At 68.6% G+C, this 25,876-nt stretch carries 29 protein-coding genes and 1 tRNA gene; 14 read left to right on the top strand and 16 right to left on the bottom strand.

The window, feature by feature from the left end; translation table 11 throughout:
• The first annotated feature begins 30 nt into the window (after window positions 1-30).
• Complete coding sequence (locus ACY5J6_RS12120; RefSeq protein ID WP_462846535.1) at window positions 31-306, top strand: hypothetical protein; 276 nt, start codon at window positions 31-33, stop codon at window positions 304-306.
• On the opposite strand, the gene ACY5J6_RS12115 is transcribed toward ACY5J6_RS12120, so the two are convergent.
• Entirely contained in the window at window positions 303-866 is a 564-nt protein-coding gene (locus ACY5J6_RS12115; RefSeq protein WP_462845382.1) for a cob(I)yrinic acid a,c-diamide adenosyltransferase, read from the bottom strand. The genes ACY5J6_RS12120 and ACY5J6_RS12115 overlap by 4 nt on opposite strands.
• 53 nt (window positions 867-919) lie before the next feature.
• Window positions 920-996: transfer RNA gene (locus ACY5J6_RS12110), tRNA-Arg, on the bottom strand.
• A gap of 52 nt (window positions 997-1,048) precedes the next feature.
• Between ACY5J6_RS12110 and ACY5J6_RS12105 the strand changes: the two genes are divergently transcribed.
• Window positions 1,049-1,261: a hypothetical protein gene (locus ACY5J6_RS12105; protein WP_462845381.1), complete on the top strand. Its 213-nt coding sequence runs from the start codon at window positions 1,049-1,051 to the stop codon at window positions 1,259-1,261.
• On the opposite strand, the gene ACY5J6_RS12100 is transcribed toward ACY5J6_RS12105, so the two are convergent.
• Window positions 1,229-3,667 carry a PKD domain-containing protein gene (locus ACY5J6_RS12100; protein ID WP_462845380.1) on the bottom strand — a complete coding sequence of 813 codons (2,439 nt, stop codon included), beginning with the start codon at window positions 3,665-3,667 and terminating at the stop codon, window positions 1,229-1,231. The genes ACY5J6_RS12105 and ACY5J6_RS12100 overlap by 33 nt on opposite strands.
• A gap of 58 nt (window positions 3,668-3,725) precedes the next feature.
• Between ACY5J6_RS12100 and proB the strand changes: the two genes are divergently transcribed.
• From proB to leuS, 4 genes are all read left to right on the top strand, one after another.
• The gene (gene proB, locus ACY5J6_RS12095; RefSeq protein WP_462845379.1) at window positions 3,726-4,838 is read left to right on the top strand and encodes a glutamate 5-kinase; all 1,113 of its coding nucleotides are present in this window, start codon (window positions 3,726-3,728) and stop codon (window positions 4,836-4,838) included.
• Window positions 4,835-6,073 (top strand): glutamate-5-semialdehyde dehydrogenase, encoded by a 1,239-nt coding sequence (locus tag ACY5J6_RS12090; RefSeq protein ID WP_462845378.1) that lies wholly within the window; start codon window positions 4,835-4,837, stop codon window positions 6,071-6,073. The genes proB and ACY5J6_RS12090 overlap by 4 nt, the downstream gene beginning before the upstream one ends.
• A gap of 3 nt (window positions 6,074-6,076) precedes the next feature.
• Window positions 6,077-6,859 (top strand): YhjD/YihY/BrkB family envelope integrity protein, encoded by a 783-nt coding sequence (locus ACY5J6_RS12085; protein ID WP_462845377.1) that lies wholly within the window; start codon window positions 6,077-6,079, stop codon window positions 6,857-6,859.
• Between the two features lie 126 nt (window positions 6,860-6,985).
• Entirely contained in the window at window positions 6,986-9,622 is a 2,637-nt protein-coding gene (leuS, locus tag ACY5J6_RS12080) for a leucine--tRNA ligase (protein WP_462845376.1), read from the top strand.
• Here the strand turns inward: leuS and ACY5J6_RS12075 are convergent.
• A complete protein-coding gene (locus ACY5J6_RS12075; protein WP_462845375.1) occupies window positions 9,600-10,301 on the bottom strand; it encodes a Clp1/GlmU family protein in 702 nt (233 codons plus the stop codon). The genes leuS and ACY5J6_RS12075 overlap by 23 nt on opposite strands.
• 131 nt (window positions 10,302-10,432) lie before the next feature.
• On the opposite strand from ACY5J6_RS12075, the gene ACY5J6_RS12070 reads away from it, so the two are divergent.
• Entirely contained in the window at window positions 10,433-11,596 is a 1,164-nt protein-coding gene (locus ACY5J6_RS12070; RefSeq protein ID WP_462845374.1) for an acyl-CoA dehydrogenase family protein, read from the top strand.
• On the opposite strand, the gene rlmN is transcribed toward ACY5J6_RS12070, so the two are convergent.
• The 7 genes from rlmN to ACY5J6_RS12035 are packed head-to-tail and all read right to left on the bottom strand — an operon-like array spanning window position 11,565 to window position 16,640.
• The gene (gene rlmN, locus ACY5J6_RS12065) at window positions 11,565-12,614 is read right to left on the bottom strand and encodes a dual-specificity RNA methyltransferase RlmN (RefSeq protein ID WP_462845373.1); all 1,050 of its coding nucleotides are present in this window, start codon (window positions 12,612-12,614) and stop codon (window positions 11,565-11,567) included. The genes ACY5J6_RS12070 and rlmN overlap by 32 nt on opposite strands.
• The gene (locus tag ACY5J6_RS12060) at window positions 12,611-13,150 is read right to left on the bottom strand and encodes a Uma2 family endonuclease (RefSeq protein WP_462845372.1); all 540 of its coding nucleotides are present in this window, start codon (window positions 13,148-13,150) and stop codon (window positions 12,611-12,613) included. Before ACY5J6_RS12060 ends, rlmN begins: the two co-directional genes overlap by 4 nt.
• 7 nt (window positions 13,151-13,157) lie before the next feature.
• Window positions 13,158-13,385 carry a hypothetical protein gene (locus ACY5J6_RS12055; protein WP_462845371.1) on the bottom strand — a complete coding sequence of 76 codons (228 nt, stop codon included), beginning with the start codon at window positions 13,383-13,385 and terminating at the stop codon, window positions 13,158-13,160.
• Window positions 13,382-14,053 (bottom strand): molybdenum cofactor biosynthesis protein, encoded by a 672-nt coding sequence (locus ACY5J6_RS12050; RefSeq protein WP_462845370.1) that lies wholly within the window; start codon window positions 14,051-14,053, stop codon window positions 13,382-13,384. Before ACY5J6_RS12050 ends, ACY5J6_RS12055 begins: the two co-directional genes overlap by 4 nt.
• Window positions 14,043-14,945: an HrcA family transcriptional regulator gene (locus ACY5J6_RS12045; protein ID WP_462845369.1), complete on the bottom strand. Its 903-nt coding sequence runs from the start codon at window positions 14,943-14,945 to the stop codon at window positions 14,043-14,045. Before ACY5J6_RS12045 ends, ACY5J6_RS12050 begins: the two co-directional genes overlap by 11 nt.
• A gap of 4 nt (window positions 14,946-14,949) precedes the next feature.
• The gene (locus tag ACY5J6_RS12040) at window positions 14,950-15,300 is read right to left on the bottom strand and encodes a P-II family nitrogen regulator (RefSeq protein ID WP_462845368.1); all 351 of its coding nucleotides are present in this window, start codon (window positions 15,298-15,300) and stop codon (window positions 14,950-14,952) included.
• Window positions 15,297-16,640 carry an ammonium transporter gene (locus ACY5J6_RS12035; protein ID WP_462845367.1) on the bottom strand — a complete coding sequence of 448 codons (1,344 nt, stop codon included), beginning with the start codon at window positions 16,638-16,640 and terminating at the stop codon, window positions 15,297-15,299. The genes ACY5J6_RS12040 and ACY5J6_RS12035 overlap by 4 nt, the downstream gene beginning before the upstream one ends.
• A gap of 206 nt (window positions 16,641-16,846) precedes the next feature.
• Between ACY5J6_RS12035 and ACY5J6_RS12030 the strand changes: the two genes are divergently transcribed.
• From ACY5J6_RS12030 to ACY5J6_RS12020, 3 genes are read left to right on the top strand one after another with little or no spacing between them, the layout of a single operon-like run.
• Complete coding sequence (locus ACY5J6_RS12030; RefSeq protein ID WP_462845366.1) at window positions 16,847-18,385, top strand: ATP-binding protein; 1,539 nt, start codon at window positions 16,847-16,849, stop codon at window positions 18,383-18,385.
• Window positions 18,386-18,388: 3 nt separating this feature from the next.
• Entirely contained in the window at window positions 18,389-18,838 is a 450-nt protein-coding gene (locus tag ACY5J6_RS12025) for a tRNA (cytidine(34)-2'-O)-methyltransferase (RefSeq protein WP_462845365.1), read from the top strand.
• 47 nt (window positions 18,839-18,885) lie between these two features.
• Complete coding sequence (locus ACY5J6_RS12020) at window positions 18,886-19,770, top strand: histone deacetylase family protein (protein WP_462845364.1); 885 nt, start codon at window positions 18,886-18,888, stop codon at window positions 19,768-19,770.
• Here the strand turns inward: ACY5J6_RS12020 and ACY5J6_RS12015 are convergent.
• Both ACY5J6_RS12015 and ACY5J6_RS12010 read right to left on the bottom strand, forming a co-directional pair.
• Window positions 19,740-20,594 (bottom strand): GNAT family N-acetyltransferase, encoded by an 855-nt coding sequence (locus ACY5J6_RS12015; protein ID WP_462845363.1) that lies wholly within the window; start codon window positions 20,592-20,594, stop codon window positions 19,740-19,742. The two genes, ACY5J6_RS12020 and ACY5J6_RS12015, sit on opposite strands and share 31 nt — an antisense overlap.
• 20 nt (window positions 20,595-20,614) lie before the next feature.
• Complete coding sequence (locus ACY5J6_RS12010; RefSeq protein ID WP_462845362.1) at window positions 20,615-21,253, bottom strand: histidine phosphatase family protein; 639 nt, start codon at window positions 21,251-21,253, stop codon at window positions 20,615-20,617.
• A 17-nt stretch (window positions 21,254-21,270) separates the two neighbouring features.
• On the opposite strand from ACY5J6_RS12010, the gene ACY5J6_RS12005 reads away from it, so the two are divergent.
• The gene (locus ACY5J6_RS12005) at window positions 21,271-22,188 is read left to right on the top strand and encodes a diacylglycerol/lipid kinase family protein (protein ID WP_462845361.1); all 918 of its coding nucleotides are present in this window, start codon (window positions 21,271-21,273) and stop codon (window positions 22,186-22,188) included.
• On the opposite strand, the gene ACY5J6_RS12000 is transcribed toward ACY5J6_RS12005, so the two are convergent.
• Both ACY5J6_RS12000 and ACY5J6_RS11995 read right to left on the bottom strand, forming a co-directional pair.
• Window positions 22,185-22,574: a nucleotidyltransferase substrate binding protein gene (locus tag ACY5J6_RS12000; RefSeq protein WP_462845360.1), complete on the bottom strand. Its 390-nt coding sequence runs from the start codon at window positions 22,572-22,574 to the stop codon at window positions 22,185-22,187. The two genes, ACY5J6_RS12005 and ACY5J6_RS12000, sit on opposite strands and share 4 nt — an antisense overlap.
• On the bottom strand, window positions 22,552-22,857 hold the full coding sequence (locus tag ACY5J6_RS11995; RefSeq protein WP_011174309.1) for a nucleotidyltransferase domain-containing protein: 306 nt from the start codon (window positions 22,855-22,857) through the stop codon (window positions 22,552-22,554). The genes ACY5J6_RS12000 and ACY5J6_RS11995 overlap by 23 nt, the downstream gene beginning before the upstream one ends.
• Before the next feature lie 30 nt (window positions 22,858-22,887).
• Between ACY5J6_RS11995 and aspC the strand changes: the two genes are divergently transcribed.
• Window positions 22,888-24,039: an aspartate/prephenate aminotransferase gene (gene aspC, locus ACY5J6_RS11990; RefSeq protein ID WP_462845359.1), complete on the top strand. Its 1,152-nt coding sequence runs from the start codon at window positions 22,888-22,890 to the stop codon at window positions 24,037-24,039.
• Window positions 24,040-24,227: 188 nt separating this feature from the next.
• Here aspC and lspA read toward each other — a convergent pair whose 3' ends face one another.
• Entirely contained in the window at window positions 24,228-24,677 is a 450-nt protein-coding gene (gene lspA, locus ACY5J6_RS11985; RefSeq protein ID WP_462845358.1) for a signal peptidase II, read from the bottom strand.
• 59 nt (window positions 24,678-24,736) lie between these two features.
• Here lspA and rpmB point away from each other — a divergent pair, with 59 nt between their 5' ends.
• Together rpmB and ACY5J6_RS11975 are read left to right on the top strand one after the other, a co-directional pair.
• Window positions 24,737-25,033, top strand: coding sequence for a 50S ribosomal protein L28 (rpmB, locus tag ACY5J6_RS11980; RefSeq protein ID WP_462845357.1), 297 nt, complete (start codon window positions 24,737-24,739; stop codon window positions 25,031-25,033).
• A gap of 145 nt (window positions 25,034-25,178) precedes the next feature.
• Window positions 25,179-25,874, top strand: a complete 696-nt coding sequence (locus ACY5J6_RS11975) for a M23 family metallopeptidase (RefSeq protein ID WP_462845356.1) — start codon at window positions 25,179-25,181, stop codon at window positions 25,872-25,874.
• The last annotated feature ends 2 nt before the right edge of the window (window positions 25,875-25,876 follow it).

Here is a 25,876-nt window from a genome sequence, read left to right as displayed (position 1 = left end):
CGGAGGGGCGATAATGGGGGTGTGAAGGCCATGACCTTCTGGGTCAAGCCCCAAAGCTCCATAGAGGCCCTGCCCGAGGCCAAGGACCTGGTGCAGGACCTCCTGGAGCTTTTCTACGAGTACTTCCCCGAGTACGAGGGGTGCCTGGGGTTTTCCCAGTCCCCCAGGAGGCCCCGCTATCTTTTCCTCTACATGGAAGGGCCCTGCGGCGGGCTTCTGCCCGGCGCCACCCAGTTCCTGAAAGAACTTTTAGAAACCGCCTTTCCCCACTCCGAGGTCCGGGTCTACGGCAAGCCCTGGCCCTAGCGGCGCTTCTTCACCAGCCACCCCTCTTCCTTAACCCCTTCCCGGGCGTTCACCACCCGGGCCAGGACGAAGAGGAGGTCGGAAAGCCGGTTCAGGTAGCGGATGGCCTCGGGGTTCACGGGCTCTTCCCGGCTTAGGGCCACCACCTTGCGCTCGGCGCGGCGCACCACGGTGCGGGCCAGGTGAAGCGCGGCCGCCGCCGGGTGCCCCCCGGGGAGGACGAAGCCCCGGAAGGGGGGACTTTCCTCCTGGTAGCGGTCTATGGCCTTCTCCAAGGCCTCCACGTCCTCGGCGTCCATGCGGGCGATGTTTTTCTCGTAGGGGCTTCCCATGCGGGTGGCTAGGTCGGCCCCCAGGTCAAAGAGGGCGTTTTGAATGCGCTCCAGGAGGTCTTGCAGGTCCAGGTGTTCCCTGGGAAGGAGGCTTCGGGCGAGGCCCAAGGCGCTATTGGCCTCGTCCACGGTGCCGTAGGCTTCCACCCGGGGGTGGGCCTTCACCACCCGCTCGGCCCCGTAAAGCCCCGTCTCGCCGGCGTCCCCGGTCTTGGTGTAGATCTTCATGGCCCCATTGTAGGGAAAGGCCCCGGGCGCCGGAGCAACCCGGGACTTTTCCTTGGCGGGCCCGAGAGGATTCGAACCCCTGACCTGCTGATCCGTAGTCAGCCGCTCTATCCAACTGAGCTACGGGCCCAAGCCAAGCTCAAACATACCACGCCCCAAGGGGGCTTGTCAATAATGACAGCGTGCGGGAACGTCGCCTGGAAGCCCTTCTGCTTCAGGCCCTGGCGCGGGAACGTACCCTGGAGGAGCTCCACGCCGATCTCAGGCCCCTCCACCCGGGCCTCACCAAAGCCCGCCTCTTCGCCCTTCTGGTGCGGCTCAGGCGGGAGGGGCGGGTGGCCTTTGAGGGGGGGCGCTTCCGGCTAGCGGGGGAAGAGCTGTCTCCGGACCCCTAGCCCGTCCGAGAGCTGGACCTCAAAGGCCCCCCCGGGGGGGAGGTTCTGGAGGGCGAGGCGGGCTTCCCCGCCCGTGTGCCACAGGCCCAAGGCGGTGCGGGTCCCGTCCCCGGCCACGTGGAACACCGAGAGGAAGGGGTCACCCTGCCAGCGGACTACCAGGGAGGGGCCCTCTTCCCGAAGCTCCACCCGGGGCTCGGCCTGGGGCCTTGGACCCTGGACCCGCTCCTTAAGCAGGGCGCCGTCCCGGAGGAGGGCGATCCGGCGGAACGGGGCCACCGGAGCCAGGGCCTGGAAGTGCAGGGTGCCCTCGGAGTCCTCCAGGAGGTAGACGGGAAGCGAAAGGCCATCCACCTCGAGGCGGTAAGGGGAGGCCCTTCCTTCGGGGGCCGCCCTCAGCCAGAGGGGCGGGTTGAAGACCACCTCATCCCCCCGGATGCGGCCCGAGAAGAGGAGGCCCGCTTCTGGGAGGGACTGGGGTCTTGGAGGGTTGTTCTCCAGGAAGCTTTGGGCCCCTTCGTAGCTGTAGTCGGAGACCCACTGCGGACCACAGTAACTCATGAGGTCGTAGTGCTGGTCCGGATCCTTCAGGGTCTTGTTGGCCAGGTCGTAGCCCCAAGTGCCGATTTTCCCGCCCACGTAGGGGTAGTTCGGGTCCCCGCCTACACCGCAAGGGGCATGTTCCCGTCCGAAGTTGTGCCCGAGCTCGTGGGCCATCACCGCCGGAGCGCTTTGGGAGTAGTCCCAACCCGCCGCCACGGGGTAGCCGATGTAACCGATCCCGGCGATGCCCGAGGTGTAGCCTACCTTTACGAACCCATAGTAGTAGCGCCCGCTCCCGTCCGCCTGGCGCAAGAGACGTAGCTCGTCCAGGAGCTGGCTCCAGGCGTTGGCGTCCTGGCCTGAGAGGGTGCCGGAGAAGGTATAGGGGGCCCGGGTGGTGTAGGGGGTTTCCTTTAAGGGCCAGACGCGCCAGAGGGTCTGGCCGAAACCGGGTACGGACGCCGTCTGCCCCTGGTGCACCACGGGGACCACGGTAAGGAACAGGGCGGTTCCCGGGCCCACGGAGGGGTTCAGGGTGAGGGCGTTGTCGCTTTCCTCGGTCTCCACCACCTGGTTGTTGGGGTCGGCCCGGAGTTCCACCCGAAGCCCGGGGGCCACCCAGGCCTCGGGCAGGGTGGCGTTGCAGGTGGTGGCGAGGTTGCCCTCTTCGGTGGCGAGGGGGATGGGGTTGGGGCAGGTGAAGGTCAGGTTGCCCTGGAAGGCGTTTCCCAGGTAGACCGCGCCCGAGAGCGCCTGCGCCAGGGGGATGGGGTTGGGCGTCGCCACCAGGTGGACCCGCAGGAGGGCGGGTTTGCCCGCCACCAGGCGCAGGTTTTCCTTCAGGACAGTCTGCCCCCACGCGGTCTTGACCAGGCGGAGGTTTTGGGGGGAGGCGGCGGAAACCTGGAGCGTCAGGGGGGCTTCCCGCACGAGACCCCCACCGGAGCCCCGCACCTTCAGACTGTAGGTTCCTTGGGCCAGGCTGGGGGAGGCGGTGAGCTCCAGCATGGGCGCCGAGGGTACGGGGGTGCTGGTGGGGGAAAGGCTTACCCCGCGGAAGGGGTTGCCGCTATCGTCCACCAGGGAGAGGTCTACCTGCCCAGTGTAGGTGCCCGTGACCGAGAGTCGCACGTAGGCTGAGCTTCCTGGGGCAACAGAGAGGAAGGAGCCTTCCAAGACCAAGGAGAAGTCCCCGCTGGAGGCCTTCAGGGCCAGGGTGAGCTCCGTCTCCCGGGTGAGGTTTCCCGAGGTCCCCCGTACCTTCAGGCGGTAAGTGCCTGTGAGGGTGGAAGAAGGGGCGCTGAGGGTGAGGTTCTGGGACACGGGGTTCGCCCCGGAGACCTGGACGCTCTTGGGGGAGAGGTCAAGCCCGGTTGGGACCTGGTCCTGCCCCGCCACCAGGCTAAGGTTCACCGTTCCTGTGAAGCCGTTCTGGGGCGTTACCGTGAGGGTGGTGGTGCCGCTAGACCCCTGCTGCACCGTGAGGCTGGTGGGATTCAGGGAGAGGGTGAAGTCTTTCCTGGCGTACACCCGCACCAGGGTTTCTCGGTAGTCGCTGGCCCCCTTCTTGTCCTGAACCTGTAAGCGAGCGCGGTAGTCCCCCGGGGCGGTGTACGTGTAGGTGTAGCTCGTCCCGCAGGGGCTTGGACTCAGCCTTGCCCCATCTCCGGGCTCGAGGACGCACCTTAACGCATCCCCCTCTGGGTCCTGGGCGCTCCAGGTGAAGCGCACCGTAAGGGGGGCCTCCCCTTCGGAGGGACCGGCTTGAAAAGCGGTGAGCTTTGGGGGCTGGTTAACCCAAGGCCCGGAGCAGGCCGCAAAGAGGCTGACCCAAACCAGGGGGAGGAGGGTTCTAAGACCCACCCTCCCACCCTAGCAGGGCCTGCGGGCGAGGGGATGAGAGGTGCTATCCTAGGCCTTAATGCGGCCGGGGCTTTCCGCGAAACGCCTGGTGGTGAAGGTGGGGAGCGCCGTTCTCGCCGGAGAGGGGGGGCTGGACCGGGCGGTTCTGGGGGAGATCGCCCGCCAGGTCGCCAGGCTCCGGGAAGAGGGCCGGGAGGTGGTTTTGGTTTCCTCGGGGGCGGTGGCGGCGGGGATGCGGCGGCTGGGCCTTCGGGAGCGCCCCAAGGACATGCCCCTAAAGCAAGCCCTCGCCGCCCTCGGCCAGCCCCTCCTCATGGCCCATTGGCAGGAGGCCTTCGCCCCCTTCGGCCTTCCTGTGGCCCAGGTCCTCCTCACCGCCGAGGACCTCTCCTCTAGAAGCCGCTACCTGAACGCCAAGGCCACCCTAAGGGCCCTTCTGGACCTGGGGGTCGTACCCGTGATCAACGAAAACGACACCGTGGCCTTTGAGGAGATCCGCTTCGGGGACAACGACCAGCTCTCCGCCCGGGTGGCGGCCCTGGTGGAGGCGGGCCTCCTTGCCCTTCTCTCCGACGTGGACGCCCTCTACGAGGAGGACCCCAAGAAAAACCCCCTGGCTAGGCCCATCCCCGAGGTGGAGTCCGTGGAGGCCGTCTTGGCCCACGCCGGGGAGGGGAACCCCTTGGGGAGCGGGGGGATGCGGAGCAAGCTCCTCGCCGCCCGCATCGCCGGAAGGGTGGGGATCCCCACCCTCCTCCTCCCCGGAAAGCGGCCAGGCGTTCTCCTCGAGGCCCTCTCCGGGGCCCCCTTGGGCACCTACTTCCACGCGAGGCGGCGCTACCGGGGGGAAAAGGCCTGGCTTTTCGGCCTCCTCCGCCCCAAGGGGGAGCTCGTTTTGGACCGGGGGGCGGTGCGGGCCTTAAAGGAGCGGGGGGCGAGCCTGCTTCCCGCCGGGGTCAAGGAGGTGCGGGGCAGGTTTTCCCGGGGTGAGGCGGTCCGCCTCCTCTCGGAGGAGGGCGAGGAGGTGGGGGTGGGCCTCGCCAACTACGCCTCGGAGGAGATCGTCCGCATTAAGGGCAGAAAAAGCGCAGAGGTTGAGGAGATCCTGGGCTACCGCTACACCGAGGAGGTGGTCCACCGGGACCACCTGGCCCTGAGGGAGGAAGCATGACGGCGCAGAGCCTTTGGGAAGTGGCAGAAAGGGCGAGGAAGAGGCTTTCCGAGATCGCCAAGGGGAACCGGGACCGGGCCCTTCTCGCCATGGCGGACCTCCTCGAGGCCCGCTGGGACGAGGTCCTGAGGGCCAACCGGGAAGACCTGGAGGAGGCGGAAAGAACGGGGCTTCCCAGGGCCAAGCTGGACCGGCTGGCCCTTAAGGAGAAGGACCTGAAGACCCTTACGGAAGGCCTCCGTCAGATCGCCCGCCTCCCCGACCCCCTGGGGCGCATAGAGGGCCTGGCCAAACGGCCGAACGGCCTGAGGGTGGGCAGGATGCGGGTGCCCCTGGGCCTCATCGGCTTCATCTACGAGGCGAGGCCCGGGGCCACGGTGGAGGCGGTCTCCGTGGCCCTGAAGGCGGGGAACGCGATGCTCCTCAGGGGGGGCAAGGAGGCCTTCCGCTCCAACCAGGCCCTGGTGGCCCTCTGGCACGAGGCCCTGGGAGAGGCGGGCCTTCCCGAGGAGGCGGTCACCCTCGTCCCCACCACCCACCGGGAGGCCGTCTTGGAGATGTGCCGCCTGGAGCTTCTGGACCTCCTCATCCCGAGGGGGGGAGAGGAGCTCATAAGGCTCGTGCAAAAGGAGGCCCGGGTTCCCGTCCTCGCCCACGCCAAGGGGGTGAACCACCTCTACGTGGACGAGAAGGCGGACCTCTCCATGGCCCTCCGCCTCGCCCTAAACGGCAAGACCCAGCGCCCCGCGGTGTGCAACGCCCTCGAGGCCGTCCTGGTGCACGAGAAGGTGGCGGAGGCCTTCCTCCCCAGGCTGGAAAGGGCCATGCGGGAAAAGGGGGTGGAGCTCAGGGCCTGCGAGCGGGCCCTTCCCTACCTCAAAGAAGCGGTCCCCGCCCAGGAGGAGTGGGACCGGGAGTATTTGGACCTCATCCTCCGGGTCAAGGTGGTCTCGGGGCTGGAAGAGGCCCTGGCCCACATCGCCCGCTACGGCTCCCGGCACACCGAGGCCATCTGCACCGAGGACCCCAAGGCGGCCTGGCGCTTCCTGGAGGAGGTGGACGCGAGTCTGGTCCTCTGGAACGCCTCCACCCGTTTCAACGACGGCTTTGAGCTGGGCCTTGGGGCGGAGATCGGCATCAGCACCTCCAAGCTCCACGCCTACGGCCCCATGGGCCCCATGGAGCTCACCACCCTTAAGTGGGTGGCCCTGGGGGAGGGGCAGGAACGGGGGTAAGGCTTGCTTAGGCGGTTCTACCGGCGCTACCAGGAGGCCCACGTCCCCTTCTTCGCCGCCGCCTTAGCCTACTACGCCCTCCTCTCCCTCATGCCCCTTCTCTTCCTCCTGGTGGGCCTCTTCGGCTTCCTCCTCTCGGGAAACCCCCTCCTCAGGGCCCAGGTCTTCCAGGCCCTCACGGAGCTCACCTTGGCCCTCTTCCCCGCCCGACCAGAGATGGCACAAAGCCTCCTGGACTTCCTCACCCGGGGGGCCTTTCCCCTCACCCTGGGGAGCGGCCTCCTCCTCCTCTGGTCGGCCAGCAACTTCTTCGCCGCCTTGAGCTACGCCTTGGGGCTCGTCTTCGGCCGGGCCCTGGGGTTGCGCCACCGCCTCTTGGGCCTCCTCATGCCCCTGGCCTTGGGGCTTGGCCTCATCCTCCTGGCCCTGGGGGGGCTGGCCCTGGGGTTTTTCCTCCGGTTCGTGCCCGAAGCCTGGCGGGGCTTCCTCGGGCCCCTGGAAGGCCTTCTTTCCCTCCTCGCCGCCTTTTCCCTCTTCCTCCTCACCTACGCCCTCTTCCGGGGGGTGGGCCGCTTTAAGGACCTCCTTCCCCTAACGGCCGGGGCGGCGGCCGCCGCCTCGCTCTTTGAGGGGGTGCGCCTGGGTCTGCCGAGGCTTCTTCCCCGCTCCCAGTACGAGCTCCTCTACGGTCCCCTGGCGGGGTTTGTCCTCGCCCTTTTGGGGCTTTACCTGGTGCTTTTCGCCCTTCTTTTGGGGGCGGTGGTGGCCCAGGAGCTTTCGGGGTAGCGCCTTTCCTCCCGGATGCTAAAAGGAGTAGGATAGGCCTATGCGCCGGGCCAGGCTAGCCCCCTGAGGCGGGAAGGGGCCTGGCCGTCCCTTCCCCTAGGGGAAGGGCTTTTTTGAGGAGGAAGCATGGAGAAGTACAACCCCCACGCCATAGAGCCCAAGTGGCAGCGCTTCTGGAAGGAGAAGGGCTTCATGAAGGCCAAGGAGGTCCCGGGGAAACGGGGCAAGCAGTACGTCCTGGTCATGTTCCCCTACCCCTCGGGGGACCTGCACATGGGCCACCTGAAGAACTACACCATGGGGGACGTCCTGGCCCGCTTCCGCAAGGTGCAGGGCTACGAGGTCCTCCACCCCATGGGCTGGGACGCCTTTGGCCTGCCGGCGGAAAACGCCGCCCTGAAGTTCGGCGTCCACCCCAAGGACTGGACCTACGAGAACATCCGCCAGGCCAAGGAGAGCCTCGAGCTCATGGGCATCCTCTACGACTGGGACCGGGAGGTCACCACCTGCGAGCCCGAGTACTACCGCTTTAACCAGTGGATCTTCCTCAAGATGTGGGAAAAGGGCCTGGCCTATAGGGCGAAGGGCCTCGTGAACTGGTGCCCCAAGTGCCAGACGGTCCTCGCCAACGAGCAGGTGGTGGAGGGGCGGTGCTGGCGGCACGAGGACACCCCGGTGGAGAAGCGGGAGCTGGAGCAGTGGTACCTGCGCATCACCGCCTACGCCGAGAGGCTTCTTCGGGACCTCGAGGGCCTCAACTGGCCCGAGAAGGTGAAGGCCATGCAAAGGGCCTGGATCGGCCGCTCGGAAGGGGCGGAGATCCTCTTCCCCGTGGAGGGGAAGCAGGCGAAGATCCCCGTCTTCACCACCCGCCCCGACACCCTCTTCGGGGCCACCTTCCTGGTGCTCGCCCCGGAGCACCCCCTGACCCTGGAGCTTGCCGACCCCAAGAGGCGGGAAGAGGTCTTGGCCTACGTGGAGGCCGCCAAGCGCAAGACGGAGATCGAGCGCCAGGCGGAGGGGAGGGAGAAGACCGGGGTCTTCCTCGGGGCCTACGCGGTGAACCCCGCCACGGGGGAGAGGATCCCCATCTGGACCGCCGACTACGTGCTCTATGGCTACGGCACCGGGGCCATCATGGCCGTTCCCGGGCATGACCAGCGGGACTTTGAGTTCGCCACCAAGTTTGGCCTCCCCATCAAGAAGGTGATTGAGCGGCCCGGCGAGCCCCTTCCCGAGCCCCTGGAAAGGGCCTACGAGGAGCCCGGGATCATGGTGAACTCCGGCCCCTTTGACGGGACGGAAAGCGAGGAAGGGAAGAGGAAGGTCATCGCCTGGCTGGAGGAGAAGGGCCTGGGGAAGGGCCGGGTCACCTACCGCCTCCGGGACTGGCTTATAAGCCGCCAGCGCTACTGGGGGACCCCCATCCCCATGGTCCACTGCGAGGCTTGCGGGGTGGTGCCCGTGCCCGAGGAGGAGCTTCCCGTCCTCCTCCCCGACCTCAAGGACGTGGAGGACATCCGCCCCAAGGGGAAAAGCCCCCTGGAGGCCCACCCCGAGTTCTACGAGACCACCTGCCCCAGGTGCGGCGGCCCCGCCAGGCGGGACACGGACACCATGGACACCTTCTTTGACTCCAGCTGGTACTACCTGCGCTACACCGATCCCCATAACGACCGCCTTCCCTTTGACCCCGAGAAGGCGGACTTCTGGATGCCCGTGGACCAGTACATCGGCGGGGTGGAGCACGCCGTGCTCCACCTCCTCTACAGCCGCTTCTTCACCAAGTTCCTCCACGACCTGGGGATGGTGAAGGTGGAGGAGCCCTTCCAGGGGCTTTTCACCCAGGGGATGGTCCTGGCCTGGACGGACTTCGGCCCCGTGGGGGTGGAAGGAAGCGTGGTGCGCCTCCCCGAGCCCACCCGGATCCGCCTGGAGATTCCCCAAAGCGAGCTTTCCCTGGAGGACGTGCGGAAGATGGGGGCCGAGCTCAGGGCCCACGAGGACGGGACCCTCCACCTCTGGAAGCCCGCGGTGATGAGCAAGTCCAAGGGCAACGGGGTCATGGTGGGGCCCTTCGTGAAGGAGCAGGGGGCGGACATCGCCCGCATTACCATCCTCTTCGCCGCGCCCCCCGAGAACGAGATGGTCTGGACCGAGGAGGGGGTCCAGGGGGCCTGGCGCTTCCTGAACCGCGTCTACAGGCGGGTGGCCGAGGACCGGGAGACCCTTTTGCAGACGAGCGGGGTCTTCCAGGCGGAGGCTTTGGAGGGGAAGGACCGGGAGCTTTACCGGAAGCTCCACGAGACCCTGAAGAAGGTCACGGAGGACCTCGAGGCCCTGCGCTTCAACACCGCCATCGCCGCCCTCATGGAGTTCCTGAACGCCCTCTACGAGTACCGCAAGGACCGCCCCGTAACCCCCGTCTACCGCACCGCCCTCCGCTACTACCTGCAGATGCTCTTCCCCTTCGCCCCCCACCTGGCCGAGGAGCTTTGGCACTGGTTCTGGCCCGATAGCCTCTTCCAGGCGGGCTGGCCCGAGCTGGACGAGAAGGCCCTGGAGAAGGACCTGGTGGAGGTGGCCGTCCAGGTGAACGGGCGGGTGCGGGGGACGATCCAAATCCCCAAGGACGCCCCCCTGGAGGTGGCGCGGGCCGAGGCCCTTAAGGTGCGGAACGTCCAGGCCCACCTGGAGGGCAAGGAGGTGGTGAAGGAGATCTACGTCCCCGGGAAGATCCTCAACCTGGTAGTGCGGGGGTAGGGAGGAGGAGGCGGGTGGCCTCGAGGCGGGCCACCTCCCCCGCCACCGGGGTGAGGAAGAGGCCCCGTTCCCCTTCCACGAGGAGGAGCCTGGCGTAGCCCAGAAAGAAGCCCTCGGCGTCCAGAAGGCCGAAGAGCCTTCCGGGCTCGGCCTTGGCCTCGAGGGGAAAGGCCCGGGGCCTGGCCTCCTGGAAGTGGGCGAAAAGCTTCTCCAGCCGGTTCCTTCGCCTTTCCCCGGGGGGCTTCCTCCGGGCCTCGGGAAGGGCCTGGGCGAGGCGCACCCGGAGGTCCTCCCGCCAGGCGAGGGCCCGGTAGAGGGCTTCGGACCCCAGGACCAGAACCTCGGTGGGCCTAAGGGCGTCCGCCTGCAGGAGGCGGTACTCCGGGTCCAGAAGCCCGTCCGTGTCCGCCACCGCCGGGCTTCCCGGGGGGATGAGGCGGGCTAGGCGCAGGGCGGCCACCAGGGCCTTGGCCTCCACCCCCACGGGGGAGAGGGCCCCCACCAGGGCCCGGCGCACCAGAAAGAGGCGGCCCTTCCCGTAGCGAAAGAGGCTGAAGGTGCCGGGAAGGGCTCCCTGCCCCGGGTCCAGATCCAGGAGGTAGGCTTCCCCCGCCCGCTCCAGAAGGCGAAGGGCCAGGGTGGTCTTGCCCGCGTCGGTGGGGCCCGCGAGGAGGAGCATCCTCCGAGAGACCACTTTAATACCACCCCATGCTGCCCCCGGTACCACGCCTGGGCTTGGACGAAGGGTTCGCGCCAAAGGGCATGACGCATTTTTGCCTATGGGCGGAAAAAGGTTATACTGAACCCACCATGGCCCTGTGGTTTGAGGAAAGCCGGGAGGAAAGGCAGGTGCTCGGGCCTTTCCGGGAGTTTCTGAAGGCGGAGGTGGCCCCAGGAGCGGGGGAGAGGGACCGGAGCGGGGCCTTCCCCTGGGACCTGGTGCGGAAGCTGGCCCAGTTCGGGGTCTTCGGGGCGGTGGTGCCTGAGGCCTACGGGGGAGCGGGGCTTTCCACCCGGCTCTTCGCCCGCATGGTGGAGGCCATCGCCTACCACGACGGCGCCCTCGCCCTCACCGTGGCCAGCCACAACTCCCTGGCCACGGGGCACATCCTCCTCGCGGGGAGCGAGGCGCAGAAGGAGGCCTTCCTTCCCAAGCTCGCTTCCGGGGAGGCCTTGGGGGCTTGGGGGCTCACGGAGCCGGGCTCGGGCTCGGACGCCGCCGCCCTCAAGACCAAGGCGGAGAAGGTGGAGGGGGGGTGGCGGCTCAATGGCACCAAGCAGTTCATCACCCAAGGGAGCGTGGCCGGGGTCTACGTGGTGGTGGCCCGCACCGACCCCCCTCCGAGCCCCGAGCGGAAGCACCAGGGCATCTCCGCCTTCGCCTTCTTCCGCCCCGAGCGGGGGCTAAGGGTAGGGCGGAAGGAGGAGAAGCTTGGCCTCAACGCCTCGGACACCGTCCAGCTCGTGCTGGAGGACCTCTTCCTCTCCGAGGAGGCCCTTCTGGGGGAGCGGGGGAAGGGCTTTTACGACGTCCTTAAGGTTTTGGACGGGGGCAGGATCGGCATCGCCGCCATGGCCGTGGGCCTGGGCCAGGCCGCCTTGGACTACGCCCTCCGTTACGCCAAGGGGCGGGAGGCCTTCGGCAGGCCCATCGCCGAGTTCGAGGGGGTTTCCTTTAAGCTGGCGGAGGCGGCCACGGGGCTGGAGGCGGCGAGGCTCCTTTACCTCAAGGCGGCGGAGCTCAAGGACGCGGGAAGGCCCTTTACCCTCGAGGCCGCCCAGGCCAAGCTCTTCGCCAGCGAGGTGGCGGTGAGGGCCTGCGACGAGGCCATCCAGGTCCTCGGGGGGTACGGGTACATCAAGGACTACCCCGTGGAGCGCTACTGGCGGGACGCCCGCCTGACCCGCATCGGTGAGGGGACGAGTGAGATCCTGAAGCTGGTCATCGCCCGGCGCCTTCTGGAAGCGGTGTGAGGGCGAGGGGCTTGGGGGTCTTGAGGGCGAGCTGGCCGCAGGCCGCCCCCACGTCCTGCCCCCGGCTCCACCTTATGGAGGTGGGGACGCCAAGGCGCCTAAGCTCCTCGGCGAAGGCCAGGATGCCCGCCCTGGGCGTGCCCTCCACCGGGGCCCCTTCCCAGGGGTTGAAGGGGATGAGGTTCACGTGGGCGCTCAGGCCCTTGAGGAGCTTGGCGAGGAGCCTGGCCTGCCAGGGGTGGTCGTTCACCCCCTTGAGCAGGGTGTACTCAAAGGTGACCCGCCGCTTGGTCTTGGCGTAGTAGTGGCGGACCGCCTCTAGAATCTCGGCGATGGGGTAGCGGTGGGCGGTGGGGATAATCTTCCTGCGGGTCTCGTCGTCGGGGGCGTGGAGGGAGAGGGCGAGCCGCACCCCGAGGTCTTCCTCGGCGAGGCGGTGGATCCCCTTGGGGATGCCCACGGTGGAGAGGGTGACGCGCCTGGGGCTTAGGGCGAGGGCCTTCTTGTGGAGCATGATGCGGATGGCCTTGAGGACGTTGCCCAGGTTGAGCAGGGGCTCCCCCATCCCCATGAGGACCACGTTCCGGATCTCCCGGGGGGAGATCCCCTGGTGGTGGGCGATGGCGAGGAGCTGGGAGAGGATCTCCGCCGCGGTGAGGTTGCGGCCGAAGCCCAAAGCCCCCGTGGCGCAGAAACTGCACCCCGCGGGGCAACCCACCATGCTGGAGAGGCAGACGGTCTTGCGGTTCTCGTAGGGCATGTAGACGGCCTCGGTCCTTTGGCCGTCCAGGAGGGTGAAGAGGTACTTCACGCTCCCGTCTTGGCTCGGGTAGGCTTGGACCAGGGAGAACTCCAGGAGGCGCCACTCCCGGTCCAGGGCCTCCCGCAGGTCCCTGGGGAGGTCGGTCATGGCGGAGAAGTCCAAGACCCCCTTGGCATAGATCCAGTGGGCGATCTGGGTTTTGCGGAAGCCCTCCCCGGGAAGCTCCTCGGGAAGGAGCTCCAGGATGGGCCTCATGCTACCCCCTCGTAGAGGGCGGCGAGGGGGAGGGTTCCCTCGAGGCAGGGCAGAACCAGGGTTTCCCCTAAGGCCTCTTCCCGGAACCCCTCCGGGGTCCTCCGGTAAAGAACCCCTCCCGGCTGCCCGCTTTCCAAGATTAGGTAGCCCAGAAGGCTCGGGAGGCGAAGGTAGCGGGAAAGCTTCTCCCGCGGGTCCTGGACCTCCGTGCCCGGGGAAAGCACCTCCGCCACCAGACAGGGGGAGGTTTCGTACAGGGGGTGGGCCTTGGGGCCGCATACCACCATGACGTCAGGGTAGTAGAAGGTGTCCTCGGAGAGCTTGAGCTTCACCGTTTCGCTGTAAACCCTGCACCCCTTGGCCCGGGCCAAGGGTTTGAGGAGGGCCACCAGGTTGGTGACGAGGAGGTTGTGGTCCAGGCTGGCCCCCGCCATGGCGTAGGGAAGGCCCCCAAGAAGCTCGTGGCGAAGGGGGCTTTCCCTCTCCAGGGCCAGGTACTCTTCCTCCGTCAGGGGGCGCAGGGCCCGCTCGGTCATCCCCCCATTATAGCCGAAGCCTCCCGTAGCCCAAAAGGAGGCCCATGAGGAGGAGAAGGAGCCCCAAGGGCCTCGGCCTCGCCAAAAGGCCCAGGAAAGCCCCGAAGAGGAGGAGGCCCAGGCCCACCCGGCCCCGGCCTTCCCGGAAGGCCCTTCCCGCAAGGAACCCCAGGAGGAGGGGTAGGGCGAAGAGGGCGAGGAGAAGGAGCCCGGCGATGGCGGCGAAGGAGGTCAAAGCCGCTTGTCCTCCGGGGCGAAGCCCTCCACCCAGAAGCTCCCGTCCTTGCGGTACTCCTTCTTCCAGACGGGAAGGACCTGCTTCACCCGGTCTATGGCGTACTGGCAGGCGGCGAAGGCCTCCTTGCGGTGGCGGGCCGAGACCACGATGGCGATGGAGGCTTCCCCGGGGTCCACCCGGCCCAGGCGGTGCCAGAGGGCGATGCGCCCTAGGGGCCAGCGGGCGCGCATCTCGGCGAGGATCTCCGCCATCACCTTCTCCGCCATCTCCGGGTAGGCCTCGTACTCCAAATGGGCCACCTCCTCGCCCCGGTTGGGGCTTCGGGTGGTGCCGAGGAAGCTCACCACCGCCCCGTACTCGGGGGCGGTGGCCCAGGCCACCAGGGCCCCTAGGTCCAGGGCCTCCCGGGTGAGGCCGTAGGAATCCTGCCCTCCCGAGACCGGGGGGAGGAAGGCCACCTCGTCCCCCTCCTTCAAGGGGGTTTCCGCCCCCGCCAGGGCCTGGTTCACCGCCGCCATGCCCCCCTCCAGGCGAAGCCCGGGGAAGAGCCTTTCCAAGGCCTCCTTGGCCTCTTTGACCCGGGCCCCCGCGGGAAGCTCCAAAAAGAGGCGGTCTTTTCCGGCCTGTTCCCGGTAAAGGGCGAAGAGGCGGACCTCAACGCGCATGGCTCCCAGTATAGACCTGGGTGAGCCCCAGGACCACGGAGAGGGCCTCGGGGTAGCGCATGCGCATGGGCCCCAGGAGGACGATCTCCCCTAGCCATTCCCCCTTCTGGAAGCCCGCCTGCACCTGGGCAAGCCCCTCCACCTCCCCCACCCGCACGTCCACGCCCCCGGGAGGGGTGAGGAGGTCCTCGCCCCCTGCCTCGTACAGGCGCACCAGGCGCTCCAGGAAGCCCGGGTCCTGGGCCTCGGGCTCCTTGAGGGCCTGGGAGAGGCCTTCCCGGTAGGTGAGGAAGAACCCGCCGGACAGGGCCCTCTGGAGAAGGGCGAAAAGCTCCTCCAGGCCCGGGGGGGGCTGGGCCGGGGGGGTGAAGGGGCGGGCCAGGGCCTCCTCCGCCTGCCGGAGCCTTTCGGGGGAGAGGCTTAAGGGAAGCCGGGCTTCCTTCAACCGCCCCCCCTCCAGCACCAGGACCGCCAGGGTGCCTTCGGGCAAGGGGGAGAGGTGGACCTGGAGGACCCTGGGGGCTTTCTTGGGCCTGAGGTGGAGGAGGGCCGGGTAGCCGGAAAGCCCGGAAGCCATCTTCACCAGGAAGGCCTCGGGCTCCCTGGCCCCCTCCAGGGCCTTTTCCAGGCGGGCCTGGGTGGCCTCGGGGAGGGGCTTGGGGGGGAGGAGGGAAAGGGAGTACTGGCGGTAGGCCTGCCGGGTGGGCACCCGCCCGGCGGAGGCGTGGGGCTTGGTGAGGTAGCCCATCTCCTCGAGGGCGATGAGCTCGTAGCGGGCCAGGGCGGGGGAAAGCCCCAGGCCCTCGGCGATCCGCGCCGAGGGCACCGGGGCCTTGGTCCGGATGTACTCCTCCACCAGGCGGTGGAGGATGCGCCGCTGCCTGGCCGTCACGCCCTTATTGTACCGGGGTTACGGCGGCTTCGTCCTCCTCCCCGGTGCGGATGCGGTAGACCTTCTCCAAGGGGATCACGAAGACCTTGCCATCCCCCACCTCCCCGGTGCGGGCCGCCCTCAGGATGGCCTCCACCGTGGGCTTGACGAAGGGCTCGGAGACCCCGATCTCCAGGCGTACCTTCTCGTGAAGCTCCATCTTCACCGTGGTGCCCCGGTAGGTCTCCACCTTTTCCGTCTCCCCCCCGTGGCCCTGGACCCGGCTTAGGGTGAGCCCCCGCACCTCTGCCCTAAAGAGCGCCTCCAGCACCTCGTTGAGCTTCTCCGGGCGGACGATGGCCACGATGAGCTTCACGCCTCACCTCCCACCAGCCTGCCCTTGGGGGCGGGGGGTGGGCTCTCGGAGAGCACCAGGATGGCCCCTTCCCCCGAGGTGTACGCCTCCTCCCCGTGCTGGGTCACGTCCAGGCCCGCTCCCTCCTCCTTGGGGCTTGCCCGCAAGGGGGTGAAGAGGCCCACCAGCTTGAGGAGGAGGAAGGTGCCTAGGGCCGAGTAGAGGACCGCCGCCAGGACCGCCACCGCCTGGATGACGAGCTGGGCGGGGTTGCCGAAGAGAAGGCCGTCCGCCACCCCGTTCCAGGCCTTCTCGGCGAAGACCCCGGTGAGGAGGGCGCCGGTGATGCCCCCCACCCCGTGGCCGGCGAAGACGTCCAGGCTGTCGTCCAGTCGGGTCCTGGCCCGCCAGAGGAGGGTGTAGTAGCTGGGGAAGGCGGCAAGGGCCCCGATGAGGAGGGCAGAGAGGGGGGAGACGAAGCCCGCTGCCGGGGTCACGGCCACCAGGCCCACCACGATGGCCGTGGCCAGGCCCACCGCCGTGGCCCTTCCCGTGCGGAGGAGGTCCAGAAGGGTCCACACCAGGAGGGTGGCCGCGGGGGCCAGCATGGTGTTCACAAAGGCCAGGGCCGCCGAGGCGTTGGCGGCCAGGGCGCTTCCCCCGTTGAAGCCAAACCAGCCGAACCAGAGCAGGGCCGCCCCCAGGAGGGTGAGGGGGACGCTATGGGGCAGGATGGCCTGGCGGCCGAAGTCCTTCCGGGCGCCCAGAACCAAGGCCCCCACCAGGGCGGCGATGCTGGCGTTGATGTGCACCACCGTCCCCCCGGCGAAGTCCAGGGTGCCGAGGGCCCCCAAGAACCCCCCGCCCCAGACCCAGTGGGCCAGAGGGGCGTAGACGAGAAGCCCCCAGAGGGTGAGGAAGGCCAGGTAGGCGGAAAAGCGCATCCTTTCCACGAGGGCCCCCGAGACCAGGGCGGCGGTGATGATGGCGAAGGTGCCCTGGAAGGCCATGAAGAGGACGTGGGGGATGGCGCCCTTGGCCTCGAGGCCCACCCCCTTGAGGAAGAGGTGCTGCAGGCTGCCCAGAAAGCGGCCGCCGTCCCCGAAGGCCAGGGTGTACCCCAGAAGGGCCCAGCCCACGCCCACGAAGCCCAGGGCGGCGAAGCTCATCATCATGGTGTTTAAGGCGTTTTTGCTCCGCACCAGCCCCCCGTAAAAGAGGGCCAAGGCCGGGGTCATGAGGAGGACGAGGGCCGTGGACACCAGCATCCAGGCGGTGTCCGCCCCGCTTGGGCCCTGCGCCCAAGCCCCGCCGGCGAGTCCTAGAGCCGCTATGCCCAACCTGTAACCAGGGTTCCGCATGCCCACCCCCTTGGGGGAAAGGGTAGGACATCCCGTGCAAGATGTCAAGTATTGTGCTGACAGTAAGCAAATACTACCGGTACGGTAACCCGAATAAAACCCATTTTCTTGGTATAGCGTCGCGGATTATCGCAACATTTGTCAAGCGTTTGTTTGACGACTTGCACATACTTTCCCCTTTCCCCGGCTTCCGTAAACTGGAGCCCGTGACGTGGGAGGAGCTGGCAGAACGCCTGGCCCAGGGCCAGGACGAGCGCACCCTTTTCCTGCCCCCCGACCTTTCCCCGGAGGAGCTCGCCCGCCACGCCGCGGGCCTGGCCAACCACAGAGGGGGGTTGCTCCTTTTGGGGGTGAGCCGGGAGGGGCGCGTCCTGGGGGTGGCGGAAATCCACCCCTTGCAGATCACCCACGCCCTCTTCCAGCTCACCCAGGGGCTCCTTCTGCCCTACGTGGAGGTGGTGGAGGGCCCCGAGGGGCGGGTTTTGGCCCTCCACGTGCCCCAAAGCCCGGCGGCCATCGCCGTGGGGGCGGGGCGGGTGCCCTTCTGGGACGGGAAGCGCCTCACGGAGCTCAGGGTGGGCCAGGCCCTGCCCGAGCCCGACTTCACCGCCCAGGTGCTGCCGGCGGCCAGCCTCTCCGACCTGGACCCGGTGGAGGTGCTGCGCTTAAGGCGCATCCTGGAAGAGCGGGGGAGCAACCTGGCGGCCTTGCCGGACCTGGAGCTCCTCTTCGCCCTGGGCCTCCTGGAGCGGGTGGAAGGGGAGGAGCGCCCCACGGTGGCGGGCCTCCTCCTGGCGGGAACGTCCCTCGCCTTGAGGCGGCTTCTTCCCCAGGCGGAGGTGAGCTACTACTTCCACGAGGCCGAGGAGGGGTACAGCTTCCGGGAGGACCTCCTCCGGCCCATCCCCGCCCTCCTGGAGAGGCTTCGCGACCTCATCCAGGCCCGCAACCGGGTGCGTTACCTCACCGTGGGGCTCTTCCGCCTCGAGGTCTGGGACTTTGACCAGGAGGTCTACCGGGAGGCCCTCTTGAACGCCCTGGTCCACCGGGACTGGCAGAGCCAGGACGCCATCCAGGTGCACCACCACCGGGACCGGCTCGAGGTCTCCAACCCCGGGGGCTTCCCCCCGGGGATCACCCCGGAGAACGTCCTCCGCCACCCCCCCAAACGGCGGAACCCCCGCCTGGCCGAGGCCCTCTACCGCCTGGGCTACGTGGAGCGGGCGGGAAGCGGGGTGGACAAGATGTACCGCCTCCTCCTCAAGTACGGCAAGGAGCCCCCGGAGTACCGCCTTTTCCCGGAGGCCCTGACCCTCGTCCTCTACAACCCCGAGCTGGACGAGGCCTTCGTGCGGGAGCTGGCCGAGGCCCAGGAGCGCTTCGGGGCCTTCAGCCTAGACCACCTCATCGCCGTGGCCCATCTGAGGCGGGTGGGGGAGGCCACCTTAGGGGAGCTTTCCCGCGCCCTGCAGCTTCCCGAGGAGGCCTCGAGGCGGGTCCTCGCCCGCATGGAGCGCATGGGGCTTCTCCGCAAGGAGGGAGGCAGGTACCACCTGGCCCGCAAAGACCCCTTGGCCGAAAGGGCCCTAAGCCTTTTGGAAAGCCCCAGGCCCAGGCGGGAGCTGGAGGGGGCCCTGGGCCTTTCCCGAAGAGGGGTTCTGGCCCTTCTCCACCGCCTCGTCCGGGAGGGCCGGGTGGAAAGGGTGGGCCGGGGGGCGGCCACCCGCTACCGGCGCAAGGGGTAGGCCGTGGTCCACCTCGTCCTTTACCAGCCGGAGATCCCGCAAAACGCCGGGAACGTGGCCCGCACCGCGGCCGCCTTGGGGTGGCCCCTCCACCTCGTTCGCCCCCTGGGCTTTCTCCTCTCCAGCCCCAAGCTCAAGCGGGCGGGCCTGGACTACTGGCCCCACGTGGACCTGAGGCTCCACGACTCCTTTGCGGCCTTCCTCGAGGCCCTGCCTAGGGGGGCGAGGGTCTACGCCTTCAGCGCCCGGGGGGAAGCCTCCCTCTACGAGGCCCGGTTCCAGGAGGGGGACTTCCTCCTCTTCGGTCCCGAAAGCCGGGGGCTTCCCGAGGAGGTCCTCACCCGGTTTCCCACCCTGAGGATCCCCATGCCGGGGCCGGTGCGCTCCCTGAACCTGGCCGTGGCCGTGGGGGTGGCGGCCTACGAGGCCTACCGCCAGCTCGGAGGGCGATGAGGGCGTGGACCACCCTCATCTGGGCAGAAAGGTGTGAGGATAGGGGCGTGCGGGCGTACACCACGGCCCACCTCTCCCTGCCCCTGCCCGAGGGCCACCCCTTCCCCCTCTACAAGTACGGGGGCGTGGCGGAGGCCCTAAAGGGGCTCCTTCCCGTCCTCCCCGCCCCCGAGGTGCCCCGGGAGGCCCTCTTCCTGGCCCACGAGGCCCCTTACCTGGAGAAGCTCTTTGGGGAGGGGCTTACCCGGGAGGAGTCCTTGAGGCTTGGCCTCCCCTTCAGCCAGCCCCTCCTGCGGCGGGCCCTCCACGCCGCCGGGGGGACCCTGGCCGCGGCCCTGGACGCCTTGGAGAGGGGCTTAGGCCTCAACCTCGCCGGGGGCACCCACCACGCCTTCCCCGGCCGGGCCGAGGGGTACAGCCTCTTCAACGACGTGGCCGTGGCCGTCCATTGGCTCCGGGCCAAGGAGGGGTTTTCGGGCCGGGTCCTGGTGGTGGACCTGGACGCCCACCAGGGGAACGGCACGGCGGTCTTCTTCCAAAAGGACCCTTCCGTCTTCACCCTCTCCCTCCACGGGGAGCGGAACTACCCCCTGAAGAAGGAAAGGAGCGACCTGGACGTGGGCCTCCCCGATGGGACGGGGGACGAGGCCTACCTCTGGGCCCTGGAGGAGGCCCTGGAGCGGGCTAAGGGCTTCCGGCCCCACCTCGTCTTCTACAACGCCGGGGTGGACGTCCTGAAGGGGGACCGCTTCGGCCGCCTCGCCCTAAGCCCCGAAGGGGTTAGAAGGCGGGACGAGCGGGTCTTCCGCTTCGTGAAGGCCCTGGGCGTCCCCCTGGTGGTGGTGATGGGCGGGGGGTACAACCGCGACCCCCGCCTCACCGTGGAGGCCCACGCCGCCACCTACCGCCTGGCCCTGAGCTCCTTGGCGTAGGTGGCCACCGCCTCCTCGAGGCTAAAGCCCAGGTTGCGGTAAAGCTCCAGGGCCCCCTTCTCGTGGTCGTGGGCCCGCACCCGGAAGAGGGTCGCCCCCTTCTTCTTGGCGAGCTTGGCGGCCTCGGAAAGGAGGGCGCGGCCGATGCCCTGACCCCGGGCCTCGGGAATGACCCCGATGTAGGCCACGCTCGCCTCCCGCCCCTCCAGCTCCACCTCGGCCATCCCCACGGGCCTATCTCCCCGGTAGGCCACCAGGAGGTGCACGGCCGGGTTTTGGAAGTGCTCCTCAAGCTCCTCGTCCGTCCACTTGAGCCTCAGGGCCCAACCCTCCTCGCTTTCCCGGTAGAGCCCCCGGTAGACCTCGGGGCCCGGGAAGCCCCTTTGGATCCGCACCCCCTCGGGGGTGGGGTAGTCCAGGCCCTGGGGGTTTTTCACGAAGAAGTAGGTGAGGTGGAGGAGGTCGTACCCGGCCGCCTCCAGGACCTCCCGGAGGGTTTGGTTTTCCTCGCGGGGAAAGGCGTAGAGCCTCTCCACCCCAAGCCCTTGGGCCCGCTCCTCGGCGGCTTTGAGGAGGGAGGGGAGGTCCTCCCTCCGGTAGGCCAAGGGGCCTTCCAGGGCCGCCCCGTCCCAGAAGGGGTAGAGGCCCACGTACCCCGTTACCTCCCCGTCTTGTACCAGGACCAGGCCGTCTTCCAGCTCCTCGGCCAGGCCCTCGAGGTCCCGGGCCTCCGGGGCCAGGACCCCCCGCTCGGGGCTTTGGTCCATGTGGCGGAGGAGCGCTAAAAGCCCCGGCAGGTCCTTTCTGGCCACGGGCCGGATCATGCCCTTAGTTTACCCCTTCCCTAGGGGCATGGGGCCAGGTTGAGGGCCTTCACCACCCCTTCCTCCCCGTAGAAGTCCACCACGGAGAGCCTGGCGTAGTCCTGCTCCAGCCTCAGGCCCTCCTCGGGGGGAAGGGGAAGGGCGAGGCTTAGGGCGGCCCGGTTCAGGGTGCAGTTCCCCACCACGAGGATGGCCTGGCCCCGGTGCTTCCCGAGGAGGGCCTTCACCGCCCGCTTCCCCCGCTCCCAGGCCTCCCGCACGCTCTCCCCCCCGGGCGGGGCGAAGCCCGCCTCGTCCGCCGTCCAGGAGGTGACGGCCCCGGGGAAACGGGCCTCCACCTCGGGGAAGGAAAGCCCCTCCCAGGCGCCCCAGGCCCTCTCCCGGAGCTCGGGGAGAAGGGTGTGGGGCACCCCTAGGGCCTCGGCGAAAAGCCGGGTCGCCTCGGCCTCCGCCAGGCTATCGGCGGCGTAGACGTGGGCCACGGGAAAGCCCCTAAGGAGGGGGAGGAGGGCGAGGAGGGCCTCCCGGCCCTCGAGGGCAAGGGGAAGCCCGGGGTGGCTGTAGAGCGCATGGCGGGGGTTTTCCACGGGCCCGGCCCGGGTGAGGAGGAGGGTGGTCTTCGGGTGGGGTCCCTTGAGGAAGTGGGCGAGGAGGCCCATGCCCGTAGAATACGGGGGTGGAGAAGTGGGTCATCGTGAACCCCGCCGCGGGCCGCGGCAAGGTGGGGAGGCTTTCCGGAGCCATCCTGAAGGCGGCCCGTGAGGAGGGGGCCCAGGCTTTCCTCACCGAGGGGCCGGGCCACGCCACGGAGCTCGCCCAAAGGGCCCCTGAGGGAGCCCGGGTGGTGGCCGTGGGGGGGGACGGCACGGTGCACGAGGTCCTGAAGGGCCTCGCCGGCACGGGGAAGGTCCTGGGGGTGGTGCCCATCGGAAGCGGCAACGACTTCGCCCGGATGCTGGGCCTTAGAGGCCTTTCCTGGCCCAAGGCCCTGGAGCTCGCCCTCCACGCCCCCGAGGAGGCGGTGGACCTAGGGTGGGTGAACGGGGAGCCCTTCGGGGCCTCCTTGGGGATCGGCTTTGACGCCTTGGTGGCCAAGAAGGCCCTCTTTGCCCCCCCCTTCCTCCGGGGGATGCCCCGCTACCTCTACGCCCTCTTCGCCGTGCTCAGGGAGCTCAGCCTGCCGGAGGCCAGGGTCCTCGTGGACGGGGAAGAGGTCCACCGGGGGAAGATGCTCCTCCTCGCCGCCATGAACGGGCCCATGTACGGCGGGGGCATCCCCATCGCCCCCATGGCCGACCCGCGGGACGGGCGGCTTTCCGTGGTCCTGGCGGGGAAGTTTTCCCGGATGGGGGTGGTCCTCATCCTGCCGAGGCTCCTTATGGGCCGACACCTGTCCCATCCCCAGGTGCGGTCCTACGCGGGGCGGGAGGTGGCGGTGGAGTTCGCCCAGCCTGTTCCTGCCCACGCCGACGGGGAGCTCCTCCCGGAGGCCTCGGTCTACCGGGCCGAGGTGCGGCCCTTAGGCCTGAGGGTGGTGGGGGGCCGGGCCGGCGTCCAGAAGGGGGCGCTTTCGCCTAGGCCTGCAGGGGCCTAGAGGGCTTCTTCCAGGCGGCGAAGGAGCTCCTGGAAGCGCTTTAGGGCCTTAGGCAACTCGGCGTAGATGCGCTCGGCCAAGGCCTCGTCGTAGGTGTGGCTCGTGAGGTTGCGCAGCTCCAGCATCTCCAGCCAGAAGGGGTCCTCGGGGAGGAGGCCCACCTGGAAGGCTCCCCGGATGGCCGAACGGGGGGAGCGGGCCTCGAGGCCCTGAAGCTCCAAGAAGGTCTTCAAGGTCTTCCAGGCCAGCTCAAAGGTGAACTCAAACCGCTGGATGGCCGAGTCCCGGACGAACTCGTCCTTGGGCCTTTCCAAGGCGCCCTTTAGCCGCTCCACCGCCCGGGCCAGGGAGGCCGTCTGCACCCTAAGCTTCTCTTCCCTCGTCAAGAAGGATCCCTTCCCTTTCCACCACCTCCTTGAGCCCCGGCGCCCAGGAGAGCTCCACCAGGTCCAGGGGCTGGAGGATGGGCAGGCCTTCCAGGGCCTCCCTAAGCTCCGCCAGGGTGGCGAGGTCCAGAGGAGGGTCGGCGAGGAGGGCCAGGTCGTAGTCCGAGCGGGGACTCCCTTCCTTCCTCGCCCGGGAACCGAAGAGGTAGAGGCGGTAGCGCCGCCCCTTGAGCCGCGTGCGCACCCGGCGCTTCACCTCCTCTAGGACCTCGCCTTCCGTCACAGGCCCATTCTACCCGCGTATACTTAAGCTATGCGCGGCCTTTCCCAAAGGGTCCAGGCCATGAAGCCCTCGGCCACGGTGGCGGTGAACGCCAAGGCCCTGGAGTTAAGGCGAAGGGGGGTGGACCTGGTGGCCTTGACCGCCGGGGAGCCCGACTTTGACACCCCCGAGCACGTGAAGGAGGCGGCCAGGCGCGCCCTCGCCCAGGGCAAGACCAAATACGCCCCCCCTGCGGGGATCCCCGAGCTTCGGGAGGCCCTGGCGGAGAAGTTCCGCCGGGAAAACGGCCTCCAGGTCACCCCTGAGGAGACCATCGTCACCGTGGGGGGAAAGCAGGCCCTCTTCAACCTCTTCCAGGCCCTTTTGGACCCCGGGGATGAGGTCATCGTCCTCGCGCCCTACTGGGTGAGCTACCCGGAGATGGTGCGCTTCGCCGGAGGGGTGGTGGTGGAGGTGGAGACCCTCCCCGAGGAGGGCTTCGTCCCCGACCCCGAAAGGGTGCGCCGGGCCATCACTCCCCGCACCAAGGCCCTGGTGGTCAACTCCCCCAACAACCCCACGGGGGCGGTCTACCCCGAGGAGGTCCTAAAGGCCCTGGCGGAGCTCGCCTTGGAGCACGACTTCTACCTGGTCTCCGACGAGATCTACGAGCACCTCGTTTACGAAGGGGTCCACTTTTCCCCAGGAAGGGTGGCCCCCGAGCACACCATTACCGTGAACGGGGCGGCCAAGGCCTTCGCCATGACGGGCTGGCGCATCGGCTACGCCTGCGGGCCCAGGGAGGTCATCAAGGCCATGGTCTCCGTCTCCAGCCAGTCCACCACCAGCCCCGACACCATCGCCCAGTGGGCGGCCCTCGAGGCCCTCACCAACCTGGAGGCCTCCCGGGCCTTCGTGGAGATGGCCCGCGAGGCCTACCGCAGGAGACGGGACCTCCTCTTGGAGGGTCTGGCGCAAATAGGCCTGAAGGCCGTGCGCCCTAGCGGGGCCTTCTACGTCCTCATGGACACGGCGCCCTTCGCCCCGGACGAGGTGCGGGCGGCAGAGCGGCTTCTTGAGGCGGGGGTGGCGGTGGTGCCGGGCACGGACTTCGCCGCCTTGGGCCACGTGCGCCTCTCCTACGCCACCAGCGAGGAAAACCTCAGGAAGGCCCTGGAGCGCTTCGCCCGGGCTCTGGCTTAAGTACTCCCCACTTGGGTTTCGCAAGGTGGAATCCCTGGCTCGGGTTGGGGCGAGGCCCTTTTGGGGCCCCCGCGGCGGGGTACTTATACCCCTTTGGCGTGAATCCTTCGCCTAAGCCCAAGTACGGAAGCCCTGCGGGCCTTTTGGGCCGGGGCCCCCATGCTGGCGCAAGCCAGCATGGGGTGGTATTAGTAGCGGCGCCGCTTCCTGGGGACAAGGAGGAGAAGGACCGCCCCCAGGGTCACGCACACGTCCGCCAGGTTGAAGACGGGGAAGTGGGCCACCAAGGAGATGGAGGTGCCCAGGTCCAGGTAGTCCACCACCCATCCCCGGCCCAGGCGGTCCACGCCGTTGCCCAAGGCCCCCGCGGCGAGGAGGGAGAGGGCCAGGGCCTGCCAGAAGGGGTAGGGCCGCCTCGCCAGGAGGAAGAGGAGGACCCCCCCCACCAGGAGGCTCAACCACCCCAGGAGGTAGGCCCGGCCCTCCAGAAGGCCGAAACTCGCTCCCGTGTTCCGCACCAGGGTGAGGTAGAGGAGGTCCCCGAGGAAGGGCCTGGGCACGGGGGAGAGGTTTTCCAGGGCCCAGAGCTTGAGGATCTGGTCCAGGGCCAGAAGCAGGGGCACGAGCACCGTGGGCATCCCCAAGAGTCTACCTTGTGCTATACTCCAAAGGGTTTGCCTTCGGGCAGGAGGGTGCCATGTCCAAGGTGTGCGAGATCAGCGGAAAGCGGCCCATCGTGGCCAACAGCATAGAAAGGCGGGGTAAGGCCAAGCGGCAAGGGGGCGTGGGCAAGAAGACCACGGGGATCTCCAAGCGCCGCCAGTACCCCAACCTGCAGAAGGTGCGGGTTCAAGTGGCGGGGCAGGAGGTCACCTTCCGGGTGGCGGCAAGCCACATCCCCAAGGTCTACGAGCTTTTGGAGCGGGCCAAGGGCCTGAAGCTGGAAGGCCTTCCCGCCAAGGAGATCAAGAAGGCGCTCCTCAAGCTCCTCTGAGGCCATCTAACGTACCCCACCGCGGCGAAAGCCGCGGTGGGGGCCCCAAAAAGCCCTCTCCTAGCCCCATTTCGGGCGTCCCATGTCGCGAAACCAAGGTGCGGGCACTTATCCCCTAAGGGGGGGCTTTTGTTAGGATGGCCCCGTGGGCTGGAAGCCGGGGCACTACCTCCTTTTGGCCTTGAGCCTCTACGCCCTGGTAGCCACCCTGGCCTTTATCTCCCGGGGGCGGCAGGTGGCGGCCTTGCGCCAGGAGGTGGCGGTTTACCGGGCCAAGGCCCAGTGGGTTCCCGAGGGCTACCTCCTGCCCCTTCCCGGGGCTTGCCTCCCTAGGCGCCCCGAGAACCTGCCCGGCGCTCCCCGCCCCTACCGCAAGGGGGTGAGCGCGGGCTTTGTGTTCCGGAACGGGGACGCCTGCGTACCCGTGGTGCGGGGGATGGGGGTGGTGGCCGCCCAGGGGGGTGAGGTGGTGAAGGTGGACCTGGACTATAAGGAGCCCGGCCCGGAGGCCTTTCGGGCCCTGCTGGAACGGGTGAAGGAGGGGGCTTCCCCCGAGGAGATGGACCGGCTTCGGGGCCTCGAGGTCCACCTCCGCCACCCCGACGGCCGCACCAGCGTCTACGCCCACCTCCAGGCCCCCTACCCCGGGCTTAGGGTGGGAAGCCGGGTCCACCGGGGGGACCCCATCGGCTACCTGGGGAACACCGGCCTCCAGGGCGGGGCGCCCAGGCTCCTCTTCGAGGTCTGGGAGGGGGAGCCTGACCGGAGCCCCTTCCTCTTCCAGGGCCTCGCCGGCGAGGCCCTTCTCCGCCAGGCCAAGGCCTTCTTCGGCTTAGAATAGCC

The organism is Thermus sp. H19.2, from assembly GCF_054979525.1.
Note: the sequence above shows the minus strand (reverse complement) of the source record. Positions and strands in the feature narration are given on the sequence as shown.

Excerpts from the sequence above, each read along its gene's own strand:
- aspC (WP_462845359.1), top strand. The coding sequence starts at position 22,888 with ATGCGCGGCCTTTCCCAAAGGGTCCAGGCCATGAAGCCCTCGGCCACG.
- ACY5J6_RS12060 (WP_462845372.1), bottom strand. The coding sequence starts at position 13,150 with ATGACCGAGCGGGCCCTGCGCCCCCTGACGGAGGAAGAGTACCTGGCC.
- ACY5J6_RS12075 (WP_462845375.1), bottom strand. The coding sequence starts at position 10,301 with ATGCTCCTCCTCGCGGGCCCCACCGACGCGGGCAAGACCACCCTGGCC.
- lspA (WP_462845358.1), bottom strand. The coding sequence starts at position 24,677 with ATGCCCACGGTGCTCGTGCCCCTGCTTCTGGCCCTGGACCAGATCCTC.
- rlmN (WP_462845373.1), bottom strand. The coding sequence starts at position 12,614 with ATGAGGCCCATCCTGGAGCTCCTTCCCGAGGAGCTTCCCGGGGAGGGC.
- ACY5J6_RS12120 (WP_462846535.1), top strand. The coding sequence starts at position 31 with ATGACCTTCTGGGTCAAGCCCCAAAGCTCCATAGAGGCCCTGCCCGAG.
- leuS (WP_462845376.1), top strand. The coding sequence starts at position 6,986 with ATGGAGAAGTACAACCCCCACGCCATAGAGCCCAAGTGGCAGCGCTTC.
- ACY5J6_RS12015 (WP_462845363.1), bottom strand. The coding sequence starts at position 20,594 with ATGATCCGGCCCGTGGCCAGAAAGGACCTGCCGGGGCTTTTAGCGCTC.
- ACY5J6_RS12035 (WP_462845367.1), bottom strand. The coding sequence starts at position 16,640 with ATGCGGAACCCTGGTTACAGGTTGGGCATAGCGGCTCTAGGACTCGCC.
- ACY5J6_RS12070 (WP_462845374.1), top strand. The coding sequence starts at position 10,433 with ATGGCCCTGTGGTTTGAGGAAAGCCGGGAGGAAAGGCAGGTGCTCGGG.
- proB (WP_462845379.1), top strand. The coding sequence starts at position 3,726 with ATGCGGCCGGGGCTTTCCGCGAAACGCCTGGTGGTGAAGGTGGGGAGC.
- rpmB (WP_462845357.1), top strand. The coding sequence starts at position 24,737 with ATGTCCAAGGTGTGCGAGATCAGCGGAAAGCGGCCCATCGTGGCCAAC.
- ACY5J6_RS12050 (WP_462845370.1), bottom strand. The coding sequence starts at position 14,053 with ATGCGCGTTGAGGTCCGCCTCTTCGCCCTTTACCGGGAACAGGCCGGA.
- ACY5J6_RS12115 (WP_462845382.1), bottom strand. The coding sequence starts at position 866 with ATGAAGATCTACACCAAGACCGGGGACGCCGGCGAGACGGGGCTTTAC.
- ACY5J6_RS12090 (WP_462845378.1), top strand. The coding sequence starts at position 4,835 with ATGACGGCGCAGAGCCTTTGGGAAGTGGCAGAAAGGGCGAGGAAGAGG.
- ACY5J6_RS12010 (WP_462845362.1), bottom strand. The coding sequence starts at position 21,253 with ATGGGCCTCCTCGCCCACTTCCTCAAGGGACCCCACCCGAAGACCACC.